The organism is Blautia sp. OM06-15AC (assembly GCF_003481425.1).
Taxonomy (GTDB): Bacteria; Bacillota; Clostridia; order Lachnospirales; family Lachnospiraceae; genus Fusicatenibacter; species Fusicatenibacter saccharivorans.
In genome coordinates this window covers 48,965-62,966 of record NZ_QULD01000014.1, presented here as the reverse complement: position 1 = coordinate 62,966, position 14,002 = coordinate 48,965, and the positions used below count along the sequence as shown (strand labels likewise).

The following is a 14,002-nucleotide window of genomic DNA, read 5'->3' as shown; positions in this document are numbered from 1 at the left end:
AATGGATAAAAATATAAATGGATCGTATGCTCCGATGCCGTGAAACGAAAAACAAAGGGAAAAACAGGAGAATTTATGGGAAAAGTGCTTAAAAAGTATCGGTTTAAATTGCGTAAAAGTAACAAAATGATATTTGTGTTTAAAAATTAATTGACAAATAAGGAAACAAAATGTAAAATAAATTTATCAAAACAGTGTTGGATAAATCTTAAATAACAGATTTGATTGTGGCAGTTGCACAAAAAAGAAGCAGCATGCGAGGATGATGCGAAAGCAAAATGTTCAAAATGTTCACGACAAGGGATGCTCCAATCAAGGAAAACACGAAACCTTTAAAAGGGAGGACAAGAGAGAAATGAAAGAGAAACCAACAAAAGCAAAGAAAAAAGGCCGCACCATCCGCGCCTTTAAGAGAGACATCTCGCTTTGGCTTTTCTGTGTTCCGGGCGTAATCCTGACATTCATCTTCAGCTACATTCCGATGTATGGTGTACAGATCGCGTTCCGCCGCTTTAATGCGACAGCCGGAATCACAAAGAGCCCGTGGGTAGGCATGTACTACTTTGAGAGATTCTTCAACTCTCCATACTTTGCTTCCACCATCAAGAACACATTGATCCTGAGTCTGTACGGACTGGTTGTATCATTCCCGATTCCGATCATCCTGGCACTGATGCTGAACTCCTTCCGCCATAAGAGATACCGGAAAGTGATCCAGACCGTCACCTACGCGCCGAACTTCATTTCCACCGTAGTTATGTGTGGTATGATCATTCTGTTCCTGTCTCCGTCCGTCGGTGTTATCAACCACGTACTGGAAGCAATCGGAATTCCGGCGGTCAACTTCATGGCGAAAAAAGCCTACTGGAGACACATTTATGTGTGGACCGGCGTATGGCAGAGTACAGGATGGAGCTCTGTTATTTACTTCGCAGCACTCGCCGGCATCAGCCCGGAGCTGCATGAGGCGGCAAAGGTAGACGGCGCAACGAAATTACAGCTGATCCGTCACATCGACCTTCCGCTGATCATGCCGACCGCGACCATTCTTCTGATTATGAACTGCGGAAGCATTCTTTCCGTCGGCTTCGAAAAAGCCTTCCTTCTGCAGAACAACCTGAATGCCAGTGTATCCGAGATCATTTCCACCTACGTCTATAAGGTCGGTCTGATCAACAACGATATGTCGTATTCTTCAGCAATCGGTCTGTTCAACACCATCGTAAACATGGTTATGCTGATCATTGTCAATACGATATCTGATAAACTTTCGGGCAACAGCCTGTGGTAGGAGGAAACAAAAACATGAGTAAAGAAAATACCGCAGTGACAAAAAAGAAAATAAAACGCTGCAAAGAGGACGTCGTTTTTGACGCAGCCTGCTTCATTATCCTGACGCTGGTTCTGTTTGTTGTGGCATATCCGCTGTACTGGGTTATCATTTCATCCATCAGTGCGCCAAGCGCCGTATCGAGTGGTAAAGTACTGCTTCACCCGATCGGATTTACCCTGAAGGGCTACGCAGAAGTATTTAAAAACGACCAGGTTATGAGAGGCTTTTTAAACTCCCTGATCATCACCTTCTGCGGTGTCATGGTCAACCTGATCGTAACGCTTCCGACATCATATGCACTTTCCAGAAGCAATTTCTCCGGAAAGAAACCGATCACCATTTTTTACCTGATCACCATGTTCTTCGGCGGCGGTCTGATCCCTACCTATCTGGTTATTCAGAGACTGCAGATGCTGAACACGATCTGGGCACTGATTCTTCCGGGATGCTTAAGCGTATACAACATGATCGTGGCAAGAACCTTCTTCAAGTCGAACATTTCGGAAGAGCTGTATGAGGCAGCTGAAATTGACGGCTGCACCCAGGCGAGATTCTTTTTCCAGATTGCACTTCCGCTTTCCAAAGCGATCATCGCAATTCTGGTTCTGTACTATGGTGTCGGTCACTGGAACTCATACTTCTCAGCACTCGTTTATATTTCGGACAAAGCAAAGTATCCGTTGCAGCTGGTTCTGCGTAACATCCTGATCACGAACCAGACCGCGCTGTCCCAGACAGCAACAACTGCGGCAGCAAGAGCAGCACTGCAGGAAAAACAGCAGCTGATCGACGTTATGAAATACTCGCTGATCATCATCAGCAGTATCCCGGTTCTGGTTATGTACCCACTGGTGCAGAAGCACTTTGTAAAGGGTGTTATGATCGGATCCATGAAGGGTTGATTTACAAGAAGAAGTTTTTTTAACGATTTATCTGCCGCACGGGAAACGGCGGTATGTAAATAAAGAGTCCGGACAACGGACAGGCAAAAGCGCTTCCGGCGGGAAAATGCCGCCGGAACAACACAGGAGGGAAAAATCATGAAAAGAAAAGCAGTCGCAGCAGTTTTAACTGCAGTAATGGTGGCATCTATGTTTACCGGATGTGGAAGTGATAAGGGAAGCAGCTCGGCAAAGAGTGCTTCTGCAGCATCCGCAGCATCCGCAGCAAACGACACCGTGGATGAGGACGGAAAAGTAAACGGCATTATGTATCAGGAAGGTCTTCCGCTGGTAGACGAGGGAGATTACACCTTCTCCATCTTCTGCGATGATTCCAGCGAATCCGGCGAGTTTATCATGCTCGATGAGTTCAAAAAACAGACCAATGTAGACGTTGACCTGAAAATTTATCCATACGAAACAGCAACGGAGAGACTGAATCTGGATCTGAACTCCGGAGATTACGCGGATGTGATCGGCGGATGGACCTTAAGCGATAATGCAATCCTCACCTATGGTGTAAACCAGGGCGTATTCATTCCGCTGGAAGATTATTTTGAGAAATATTGCCCGAACATTTCTGCGATCCTGGATCTGCCGGGTGTAAGAGAAAAAATGACAGCACCGGACGGACACATCTACACAATTCCGTACGTATGTACCGATACAACCGTTGGATACAGCCCATACATCAATACGAAATGGCTGGAGAATGTTGGCATGAGCATGCCGACCACTACAGACGAGTTTGAGGCAGTCTTGAAAGCCTTCAAAGAGCAGGATGCAAACGGCAACGGTGACGCTTCCGATGAAATCCCGTTCTCTACCGACCCGAACAACAAACATATCGAGGCTATGGCCGGTTACTTCGGACTTCCGATGAACAAACTTGGTATTGCAATCCAGAATGAAAAGGTTGTTTACGGCGGTGTCAGCGATACATACCGTGAGTTCCTTTCCTGGTTCCACAAACTGTATGCAGAAGGACTCGTAGACGTAGAGCTTTACACACAGGACAGCTCCACATGGGAAGGTAAAGGAAATCAGGACCTGTACGGCGTTTCCATCGCATACGGAAGCAACGAGTTTACCGGAATCCCGGCTGCAGAGGAAAGAGGCGATTTCGACTCCATGCCTGTTCTGAACACAGACAAAGACGGAATCTGGCTGCGCGATACGGAAGGCTTCAGCGTATACAGAACCCAGGCTGTCATCACAAACAAGGCAGAGCATCCGGAAATCATCTGCCGCTGGTTTGACAATGCATTCGCACTGGAGAACGGCATCGGCTGCAACAGAGGACCGGTTGGTGTGATTGTAAACAAAGAGGATGACGGATACCATGCGATTGACACCACCACACTGTCTGAGGAAGATCAGGAAAAATATTCCTGGGGCAATCTGTGGCCGCAGTCTCTGCCGAAATATCTGCCGGTAGACTTCGAGTTTGTAGAAGAGCATCCGATGTATGATGAGAAAAAAGCAACAGAGGAAGCTTATGAGGCAAATCTGACCAAAGAAATTATTCCGTCCTACTGGATTGACTTGGATAAAATTGATACCTTCTCTGATACGAACACAGCAATCAAAGATTTCTTTGAGCAGCAGCAGGCGCAGTTCGTATGCGGCGAGCTTGACATTGACAACGATGCTGACTGGCAGGCTTATGTAGATGGTATGTACTCTCTGGGACTTGAGGACTGGGTAGCAACTCAGGGTATCGAGGAAATCGCGAAATAAACAGGAAAAGGTAACGATATTTCCTGTGGCGTGAAAAAAGGCATATTACAGTGTAAAACGGTAATATGCCTTTCTTTTTGGGCAAGAACTGATATAATGGGAAGAAACAATAAAGGGGTAATTAGATCGGATAAAAAAGCTATGCCCGGAGTCTTTTAATCCGGGAGTACAAAAAAAGGAGGAGCTGGAAGAGATGATGCAGGACTGGTTTCGGAACGCGAAGCTGGGCATTTTTATCCATTATGGGATTTATGCGGTGGGTGATGTGTCAGAGTCATGGTCGTTCCACAACGGAAATATTTCTTATGAAGATTACATGAAACAGTGTGAAGGCTTTACAGCATCGAAGTTTGATGCGAAAAAATGGGCGGAGCTGTTTCAAAAAGCAGGTGCGCAGTACGTGGTTATGACAGCGAAGCACCATGACGGCGTGGCACTGTTTGATACCGGATACAGTGATTTAAGTGTTGTGAAGAAAACACCGGCAGCGCGCGACCTTGTAAAAGAGTATACAGCTGCCATGCGTGAGGCAGGTCTGAAGGTCGGCCTTTATTATTCGCTGATCGACTGGTCGGATCCGCGGTACCGCACGGTTTACCCGGAAGGAATGAAAAAAGAAGACTGTCTGAACGATATCTATGGTTCTCCGGCCGGAAAAGAGGAGGAGCCGCAGAAATGGCAGGAGTTTCTGGAATTCAACAATCATCAGTTAAAAGAACTGATGTCGAATTACGGAACGGTGGATCTGTTATGGTTTGATGGTGACTGGGAACGGAGCGCGGCACAGTGGAAGATGCCGGAATTCAGGGAATATCTGCATACGCTGAATCCGAACGTTGTATTGAATTCGAGAATGCAGGGCTACGGAGATTATGAGACACCGGAGCAGGGAATTCCGCTGTACGGACCGAAAGGCGAGTGGGAATTCTGTACGACGATCAATGATTCCTGGGGATATCGTCCATCGGACAATGATTACAAGAGCAGCGGCCAGATCGTGCGTATGTTCTGCGACTGTATTACCCTCGGCGGAAGAATGCTGCTGGACATCGGACCGAAAGAGGACGGAACGCTCGATGAACGTCAGGAGCAGGTGCTGCTGGATCTCGGCGGATGGATTCATGACCACGAGGAAGCAGTATTTGGAACAGAAAAAGGACTGGATTACAATCATTTCCTCGGTGGAAGCACGATTTCGGCGGATCAGAAGACGATGTATCTTTTTGTCTATGATAAGCCGCAGGAGACGCTGTGCGTGAAAGGCATTAAAACACCGGTAAAAAGGGTGACGGTTCTGCATACGGGAGAGGAGCTCCGGTTCTCCTACACAGGTTCCCTTCCATGGAGCGGTATTCCGGGAACGCTCTGGATCTGGGCCGGAGAGATGAGCATTCATCCGTTTGCAACGGTTGTGAAGGTGGAGCTTGAGGATGAGATCACCTACAATCTGGGACACGGGGAAGTCGTAACCTTTAATGAGTAAAACGATTCGGACAGAGGAGCTTATGAGATGAAGAGAATAATTGGCTATGTAAATACGGCGGACTTAAATCATATGCGAGAAGAGGATGTGCGGGCACTTACCGTGATCAATATTGCATTTGGTCTGATCCGGGACGGAGAAGTTGTATGGGATGCAAAGGATGCACGGGATGGAATAGTATCCATTCGGAAAAGCAATCCGGAGCTGAAGATTGTATTGTCCGTAGGCGGCTGGGGAGCAGACGGCTTTTCCCAGGCTGCAAGAACAAAAGAGGGAAGAGAGCGGTTTGCTGCGAGTGCACTTGCAATTGTGAAGGAGTATGGTCTGGACGGCATTGACATTGACTGGGAGTATCCGGGCACATCACTGGCAGGAATTGCGTCGGACAGATCGGATAAAGAGAATTATACGCTGCTTCTGGCGGAGCTTCGGAAGACACTGGACACGTACAGAGAAGGCATGCTTGTAACGACAGCAGTCGGCGGAGATGTTTACTTTGCACTGCAGACAGATATGAAGGAGGCCTCCCGGTATCTGGATTATGTGCAGCTGATGACGTATGATCTGCAGGGCGGTTTCCAGAAGGTGACGGGACATCATGCGGCGCTGTATCACAGTGAGGGAAACCTGTTTGACGCATGTGTGGAGAAGGCAGTGAACGGTTTTGCAAATGCAGGCGTTCCAATGGAGAAGCTGATCCTTGGCGTACCGTTTTATTCCAGAAAATGGGATGGAGTAAAAGGCGCCGGATGCCGCAACGGGCTTGGAATGGAAGCAGAGACGGTCGGAGGATATGGCGGTGACTATGGCGAGCTCAAAGAGAGCTGGATCGGAAAGAGGGGATTTATCCGGTATTGGGATGAGCAGGCGAAGGTTCCGTATCTGTTTGACGGGGAGACATTTATCAGCTATGAGGACTGCGAGTCACTGGGTGTGAAAATTGCGTACCTGAAAGAAAAGGGTATGGGAGGCATTATGTTCTGGGAGTATAAATGCGATCCCAGCGGAGAATTACTTTCATTTATAAAGAAAAATATGTAGCGTAGTGACCCACAGCCGGTATGTGAAAAGGCTCCTCGCTCCGGTGTTCCTGAAAAATCGCAAGGAATCCTTTTTCGCATGGCGTCTGCCGCCGGTGGGCGGATGTACGTTGTGGAGACGGATAGGAAAAAAGAGAAAGGGATAGATAGAATCATGATCTCAGAAAATTTGAAAAAATATGCAACGGAAAAATTTGAGGGACGGAGAGAGCTTCTGGCTCCGGTGATGCCTGTTATCGAAGAAAAATTGAAACAGTGCAGTGAAGAAGAGGCTGTGCTGATGAAGTTTCTGTATGGTACGATGCCGGTAAGGGATGCGGGAGAATATGGATTTGATCTTTTTCTTTCGTACGTGAAGCATGCGCTGATGCTGCGGGAGAAGGTGGCATGGTGTAAGGAGCTGCCGGAGGATGTGTTTGTAAATTATGTGCTGTATGACCGGATCAATTCCGAGGATATTACGGACTGCAGACCGTTTTTTTACGAGCAGATTATGGGGCGTGTAGCCGGAATGAGTCTTTGGGAGGCAATTCTGGAGATTAATTACTGGTGTGCGGAGCATGCAACGTATGAGGCGACGGACAGCAGAACGGCATCTCCGATGACGATGTATCGGAGCGGAAAGGGACGCTGCGGCGAGGAGTCAACGTTTGCAGTTACGGCGTATCGGAGTGTCGGTATTGCGGCGCGGCAGGTCTATACACCAAGATGGGCGCACTGTGATGACAATCATGCATGGGTTGAGGTGTTTGTGGACGGCGAGTGGCATTTCCTTGGCGCCTGTGAGCCGGAAGAAGTGCTGGATACCGGCTGGTTCTCGGGTCCGGCGAATCGGGCAATTCTGATTCATACGCGGAACTTCTCGGATTATGTGAAGGAAAGTAACGAGGAGTATCTTGGAAAAGAAGGAGCGCTGTACTACTTTAACCATACAGATTTTTATGGCAGAACGAAGCTGGTGAAGATTCTTGTGAAGGATGAGAATGGAAAACCGGCTGCAGGAGCGCATATTGCGGTTGAAATCCTGAATATGGCAGAGTTTTTCCCGGCTGCAGTGATGATTGCGGATGCGGACGGAGAAGTTCAGATGACACTTGGCCTTGGCGATATCCGGGTACGGGCATTTGACGGAATACGCCGGGCAGAGGCAATGATGCGGATTGAGGAGGAGGATTCGCTGGAACTGGTGCTTCGTGAAGAGGCGGTTCCGGAAGCGGATGACAGGTGGCAGACGCTGGAAATCCGGGCACCGAAGGAGGTGCCGGTACGGAATGTCGTTGCCACAAAGGAGCAGAAGGAGCGCAATGCGGCACGGATGGCAGAGGCGGAACGGCTTCGGAAGGCACGGTTTGCAGCATGCTTTGATGAGAAAAAGGCTGCTGCGTATCCGGAAGCGGAAGAGATTTTCCACCGGGCAGGAGAGAATTTTGAGGAGGTTTATACATTCCTTTCCAAAGATGAAAATCCGAACCGGAAGAAGCTGCTGTTTTCGCTGGCTTTAAAGGATGCGAAGGACTTGAAGGCATCCGTTTTAGAGGATCATCTCGACTGCGAGCAGGGGGATCTGCCGGAGGAGATTTTCAGGAAGGATCTTCTTTGCCCGCGTATTTTCCTCGAGGAGCTGACGCCGTATCGGAGCATGATCCGCGGATTTTTTGAAGAGGAGACAAAACGTAGCTTTGTGGAGCAGCCGGAACGGATTCTGGATTATCTTAAGAAGAATATTACCTTCCATGCAGAAGAAGAGTATGACACGATCATGGCAACACCGGTCGGCGTCCTTACGATGAAACAGGGAAGTCCTCTGGCGCAGAAGATTCTGTTTGTGGCAATCTGCCGGAGTCTCAATGTAGCGGCAAGACTGAATCCGGTGACCCTGGAGCCGGAGTATTACCGTGATGGGGCATTCCACAGTGTGGAAACAGAAGCTGCTGTTTTGAAGGATGAAACGGAAAGTGCGGTTCTGACACTGAATGCGGAGGATGGAAGCGCATGGAAGTATTATCAGACGTGGACCATCGGAAAGTGGAACGGAACAGTGTTTGAGACGCTGAATTACGAAGAAACCGCATTCAATGGCAAAACACTGGCTCTGACCCTGGAGCCGGGCTGCTATCGTCTGATTACAAGTATGCGTATGCCGAACGGTGACCAGCATGCCGCATACCGCGTGTTTGAACTGAAGGCGGGAGAAGCAAAAGAGATTTATCTGGAAACCGTGAAAAAAGAGCTGGATGAGCTGTTAGAGCACATCGAACTGCCGGAGATCACGCTGGAGGATCTGGATGGAAAGGCGCATACCCTGAACGATCTCACCAAAGACGGCCCGATCCTTCTGGCCTTCCTCGGAACCGGAGAGGAGCCGACCGAGCATGTTCTGAATGAGCTGATCGAAATCGCAGAGAAGTGGAACGCAAAAGACGCTGCCATGGCAGCCGTGCTCCGCACGAAAGCCGACCTGGAAAACACGACTTTCCAGAAAGCCCGCGCAGCAATCCACAACATGTCCCTCTACCTCGACCCATCCGACGACGCCCCGGCGATTGCCGAAAAAATGGGAATCGACGCAGAAAAACTCCCACTGCTGATACTCGCATTGCCGGGAAACATCGGCGGACGCGCTTATGCCGGATATAACGTCGGCAGCGTCGGACTGATGCTGCGGCTGATGGAAGAGGCGGCGAAAGCGTAAGTTAATACTAAAAAAACAGGCTGACGCATGAATGCGGCAGCCTGTTTTTTAAAGAACGCCCAGTTTTTTCAACTGTGCCACGCCATCTTCATATCCCGTAAAATGAATTCCATGAATCCCTGCCTGCTCTGCGGCCTCGACGTTTGCTTTGGTGTCATCGAGGAATACGCAGCGGTCCGGGGTGAGGGAGAATTTCTGGATCAGGTACTGGTAGATCTCCGGTTCCGGTTTTGTTAAATGGCAGGTGTAGGAGAAGAGGGTTCCGTCCATGTAGGGGAGAAAGGGCATTTTCTCTTTGGTGCGCTCGAAGAGGTCTCCGGAGTAGTTGGAGAGGATGTAGAGGCGGTAGCCTTTTTCTTTTAAGGAGCGTACCCAGCTTTCTGCATACGGCAGCGGGGTGATGGTTTCCTCGCAGTGGGCGAAAACCTCTTTGATTTCTTCGGTGTATTCCGGGGCGAGGGAGCAGAATCCTTTTACAATCTCCGCCGGTGTGAGAATTCCGCGGTCGAACTGGCGCCAGTAAGGGCTTTCGAAGGTTGCGGCGGCGATTGCTTTCGTCTTTTCCGGACCGAAAGCAAAGCGTTTCAGATAGGACTCGTAGTCCCAGTTGACGAGTACGCGGCCTACATCAAAAATAATGGTATCAATCATGACTGTTTTTCTCCTTTGTCTGATTTGTCGTTCTCATCGCGGTGCGACAGAACCTTGGCAACCAGCATCATGGCATAGATGAGCACTGGTACGGTAATCGCACAGTAGAGGCAGACCGTCAGCGCCTTGTGTGCAAACGGCGTGTCGATAAACGCAAAAATCATGGCGCCAAGCCCGAATCCGATCAGGACCGCGATGGCGAGAAGGGCGCCGATCTGTTTGAGTCGTTTCATAGATGGGATTCTCCAATCAAAAAATAAATACATGGTATAGTGTAGCACAGCTTCCTTGAAACATCCATGAAAAATTGAAAAACTGTCTGCAGGAAAAAACAGAGCGTGTTTGAAAAATGCGACACTGCAAAATTTAAGGATTCTTTAGAAAAAATTAATGGCGCTTTCGATTGCTTTTTTCCCTCAAAAGGGATAGAGTATTGGCATATACTTTGAAAAAGGAGAAACGAGAACAAAATGGATAAACTGAAAGAAAAACTTTCCCGCCTGATGTACGGCCGCTACGGCATCGATCAGCTGGGCAATTTTATGATGTGGGCGGCAGTTGCCATGATGATTTTCGGGGCGGTTGTACGGAGCTCCCTTATCTACACCCTGGCACTCGTCCTGATCGTCTGGGCGGATGTGCGCATCATGTCCAAGAACCATTCCAAACGGTATGCGGAAAACCAGAAATTCCTGGAACTGAAAAACCGCGTCGTCGGATTCTTCCGAGGCGGAACCCGTGCATTCAAGGATAAAGAGCACTGCTACTTCCGCTGCCCGTCCTGCCATCAGCAGGTGCGTGTGCCGAAAGGAAAAGGGCACATCGAGATCCGCTGCCCGAAATGCGGAACAAAATTCATCAAAAACACCTGATAAAAAGGAGCAGTGCGATTCATGTTTGGTTATGTGACCATCCGAAAGGATGACCTGAAAGTCAAAGATTACAATAAATATCAGGCATACTACTGCGGTCTGTGTCAGGATATCAAAGAGGCGTATGGAAAAAAGGGTCAGGCGATGCTGACGTTTGATATGACATTTCTTTCCATCCTGCTGACCGGGCTTTATGAGTGTGAGACAAAAGAAGAGGAGCATTACTGCTTTCTTCATCCCGGCAAAAAACATAAATGCCTGCGGAACAAATACACAAAATACTGCGCAGACATGAACGTGCTGCTCGCCTATTACAATCTGCTGGATGACTGGGAGGACGAGAAAAACTACGCGGCGTTTACAGTGGCAAAGGCTTTGAAAAAATCTGTGACACGCATCGAGGCATCGTATCCGCGCCAGACGAAAGCAGTGCAGGATTACCTCGAAAAGCTGCATGCATGCGAGAAGGAAAACAATCCAGACCTCGATCTTGCGGCGGGCTATACCGGAGAGGTGATGGCGGAGATCTATATTCCGGAGGAGGACATCTGGAGCGATGATCTGCGCCAGGTCGGCTTTTACATCGGAAAATTCATTTACCTGATGGATGCGCTTGATGACGTGGAAAAAGATAAAAAGAGCGGAAACTACAACCCGTTTCTGTCCATCGCAGATCAGCCGGACTTCGAGGAAACCGCAGAAAAAATCCTGCTGATGATGACGGCGGAAGCGTCGCGTGCATTTGAAAAACTTCCGATCCTGGAAAATGTAGACATTCTGCGAAATATATTGTATGCTGGTATCTGGGAAAAATACGAAATGCGAAAAAGCGCAAAAGAGCGCCAAAAAGAGGAGAAATAAAGACTGATGACAGATCCATATGAGGTGCTGGGCGTGTCCCGCGGGGCTTCGGACGATGAAATCAAAAAAGCATACCGAAAACTCAGCCGGACGTATCACCCGGATGCCAATATCAATAATCCGAATAAAGCAGAAGCAGAAGAAAAATTCAAACAGGTGCAGCAGGCGTACAAACAGATCATGGATGAACGCGAGCACGGCACCTCGTACCAGAGCGGAGGTTCGTCGTATGGCGGAGATGCTTACGGCGGCTATGGCCCGTTCGGCGGCTTCGACCCATTCGGCGGCGCGTACGGAAACGGCGGCTCCGCACGGAATGATTATGGAAATTCCGAGCAGGAAATGCGGCTGCAGGCGGCAGCCAACTACATCAACAGCGGCCACTTCCGCGAGGCGATGAACGTGCTGAACGACATTTCCGACCGCAGCGGAAAATGGTATTTCCTGCATGCGATCGCAAATTCGCGCCTCGGCAACAACATCAATGCCGTGCAGGATGCCGAGATGGCAGTCAAATTAGAACCGCAGAATCTGCAGTACCAGCAGCTTTTAAGCCAACTCCGGGGCAGCGGCCAGTGGTATTCCGACATGGGAAGCGGCTATGGCTACGAGAGAAGTGCAGGTGATCTCGGAAAATGGTGCTGTGAATGTATGGCAATCAATGCCATCTGCAATTGCTGTTGCTGCGGCGGAAGAGGATTTTTCTGCTGTTGATCAAAAAATAATTACAAGAAATGTATAAAAGTGAACATTCAGGGGAGAATAACAGTGTCATCGAAATTCCCCTGTTCGATGATACAAAAGAAAAATAAGGAAATACTTATCCTCCCCTTAAAAGCCCCGCTGCAACCCAAAAAACGGTTCGCTGTGGGGCTTTTTTCTAACAGCCGAAAGTCCTTGTTTTTCCCATCAAAACAGATTATAATGAAAGAGATCGCAATTATGACCGGAGCAAAAAAATACGAACGGATCATAGAAAGAAAACAGAAAGAGAGAAAAGCTATGGAACGAAAAACAGCATGGAATGAGTACAAGAAAAAAGATATGAAAAAGCTGGAAAAATTAAACGCCGGCTACCGCGCATTCCTGGATCACGGAAAAACGGAGCGTGAGTGTGTAAAGGAAAGTGTACGTCAGGCAGAAGAGGCCGGATACGTAAGCCTCGACACCTATGTAAAAGAAAATCGTGCGTTAAAACCGGGTGACAAGGTTTATGCTGTATGCATGAAGAAGGCCATTGCCCTGTTCCAGATCGGAACAAAGCCTCTGACAGAGGGTATGAATATTCTCGGTGCGCACATCGATTCTCCGCGTCTTGACGTAAAACAGAATCCACTGTATGAGGACAACGGATTTACATATCTTGATACCCATTATTACGGTGGTATCAAAAAATGGCAGTGGGTAACGCTTCCGCTTGCAATCCACGGTGTTGTAGCCAAGAAGGATGGCGAAGTAGTGGATGTAGTCATCGGCGAGGATGATAACGATCCGGTATTCTGTGTGACAGATCTTCTGATTCACCTTTCCAGAGAGCAGCAGACCAAACCGGCAAGTACGGTAGTAGAGGGCGAGAACCTCGATCTTCTGATCGGAAGCCAGCCGCTGGAAGGAACAGAGAAAGATGCAGTGAAAGCCATGACCTTAAAGCTCTTAAACGACAAGTATGGCATCGAAGAAGAGGATTTCCTCTCCGCAGAGCTTGAAATTGTACCGGCAGGAAAAGCGCGTGAGCTTGGTATGGATGCCAGCATGATTCTTGCATACGGCCAGGATGACCGTGTATGCGCATACACTTCTCTTGTCGCAATGCTCGAGGTGGAAGCACCGGAGAAGACATCCTGCTGCCTGCTCGTAGACAAAGAGGAGATCGGAAGCGTCGGAGCAACCGGCATGCAGTCTCATTTCTTCGAAAACACCATGGCAGAGCTGCTTGCACTTGCAGGTGAGGGAACGGAGCTTGCACTTCGGAGATGTCTGGCTTCTTCCAGAATGCTTTCTTCCGATGTAAGTGCAGCGTTTGATCCGTTGTATGCAGCAGCATTTGAGAAGAAAAACGCTGCATTTTTCGGAAAAGGTATCGTAATTAACAAATTTACAGGAGCAGGCGGAAAGAGCGGCTCAAACGATGCCAATGCAGAGTACGTCGGAGCTCTTCGCGCTATCTTTGATGATGCAAAAGTAAATTGGCAGACAGCAGAACTTGGTAAAGTTGATGTCGGAGGCGGCGGAACCATCGCCTACATCATGTCTCTGTACGGTATGGAAGTGATTGACTCCGGTGTACCGGTTCTCAGCATGCATGCTCCATGGGAAGTAACCAGCAAAGCAGATGTTTACGAGGCCAAGAAGGCCTATGTGGCATTTTTGAAAAATGCATAAATAATAT

General features: G+C 48.6%; 12 protein-coding genes. 10 read left to right on the top strand and 2 right to left on the bottom strand.

Annotation, left to right across the window (positions count from 1 at the left end; translation table 11 throughout):
- The first annotated feature begins 355 nt into the window (after positions 1 to 355).
- From DXB83_RS14710 to DXB83_RS14685, 6 genes are all read left to right on the top strand, one after another.
- The gene (locus DXB83_RS14710) at positions 356 to 1,291 is read left to right on the top strand and encodes an ABC transporter permease (RefSeq protein WP_022463174.1); all 936 of its coding nucleotides are present in this window, start codon (positions 356 to 358) and stop codon (positions 1,289 to 1,291) included.
- Between the two features lie 14 nt (positions 1,292 to 1,305).
- The gene (locus tag DXB83_RS14705; protein ID WP_022463175.1) at positions 1,306 to 2,235 is read left to right on the top strand and encodes a carbohydrate ABC transporter permease; all 930 of its coding nucleotides are present in this window, start codon (positions 1,306 to 1,308) and stop codon (positions 2,233 to 2,235) included.
- Positions 2,236 to 2,373: 138 nt separating this feature from the next.
- Positions 2,374 to 4,014 (top strand): extracellular solute-binding protein, encoded by a 1,641-nt coding sequence (locus tag DXB83_RS14700; protein WP_055228497.1) that lies wholly within the window; start codon positions 2,374 to 2,376, stop codon positions 4,012 to 4,014.
- 130 nt (positions 4,015 to 4,144) lie between these two features.
- Positions 4,145 to 5,497, top strand: a complete 1,353-nt coding sequence (locus tag DXB83_RS14695; protein ID WP_330426827.1) for an alpha-L-fucosidase — start codon at positions 4,145 to 4,147, stop codon at positions 5,495 to 5,497.
- A 27-nt stretch (positions 5,498 to 5,524) separates the two neighbouring features.
- Positions 5,525 to 6,538, top strand: coding sequence for a glycoside hydrolase family 18 protein (locus DXB83_RS14690; RefSeq protein ID WP_118697790.1), 1,014 nt, complete (start codon positions 5,525 to 5,527; stop codon positions 6,536 to 6,538).
- Between the two features lie 153 nt (positions 6,539 to 6,691).
- On the top strand, positions 6,692 to 9,229 hold the full coding sequence (locus tag DXB83_RS14685) for a transglutaminase domain-containing protein (protein ID WP_118697801.1): 2,538 nt from the start codon (positions 6,692 to 6,694) through the stop codon (positions 9,227 to 9,229).
- A gap of 48 nt (positions 9,230 to 9,277) precedes the next feature.
- On the opposite strand, the gene DXB83_RS14680 is transcribed toward DXB83_RS14685, so the two are convergent.
- Both DXB83_RS14680 and DXB83_RS14675 read right to left on the bottom strand, forming a co-directional pair.
- Positions 9,278 to 9,880 (bottom strand): HAD family hydrolase, encoded by a 603-nt coding sequence (locus DXB83_RS14680; protein WP_117814265.1) that lies wholly within the window; start codon positions 9,878 to 9,880, stop codon positions 9,278 to 9,280.
- Positions 9,877 to 10,113 carry a hypothetical protein gene (locus tag DXB83_RS14675; protein WP_022463181.1) on the bottom strand — a complete coding sequence of 79 codons (237 nt, stop codon included), beginning with the start codon at positions 10,111 to 10,113 and terminating at the stop codon, positions 9,877 to 9,879. The genes DXB83_RS14680 and DXB83_RS14675 overlap by 4 nt, the downstream gene beginning before the upstream one ends.
- A gap of 237 nt (positions 10,114 to 10,350) precedes the next feature.
- Between DXB83_RS14675 and DXB83_RS14670 the strand changes: the two genes are divergently transcribed.
- The 4 genes from DXB83_RS14670 (at position 10,351) to DXB83_RS14655 (ending at position 13,995) form a co-directional block, all read left to right on the top strand.
- Positions 10,351 to 10,752 carry a hypothetical protein gene (locus tag DXB83_RS14670; protein WP_022463182.1) on the top strand — a complete coding sequence of 134 codons (402 nt, stop codon included), beginning with the start codon at positions 10,351 to 10,353 and terminating at the stop codon, positions 10,750 to 10,752.
- A 21-nt stretch (positions 10,753 to 10,773) separates the two neighbouring features.
- The gene (locus DXB83_RS14665; RefSeq protein WP_022463183.1) at positions 10,774 to 11,613 is read left to right on the top strand and encodes a DUF5685 family protein; all 840 of its coding nucleotides are present in this window, start codon (positions 10,774 to 10,776) and stop codon (positions 11,611 to 11,613) included.
- A gap of 6 nt (positions 11,614 to 11,619) precedes the next feature.
- The gene (locus tag DXB83_RS14660) at positions 11,620 to 12,327 is read left to right on the top strand and encodes a J domain-containing protein (RefSeq protein ID WP_022463184.1); all 708 of its coding nucleotides are present in this window, start codon (positions 11,620 to 11,622) and stop codon (positions 12,325 to 12,327) included.
- Between the two features lie 288 nt (positions 12,328 to 12,615).
- Positions 12,616 to 13,995, top strand: coding sequence for an aminopeptidase (locus tag DXB83_RS14655; RefSeq protein WP_055221450.1), 1,380 nt, complete (start codon positions 12,616 to 12,618; stop codon positions 13,993 to 13,995).
- Positions 13,996 to 14,002 lie beyond the last annotated feature (7 nt).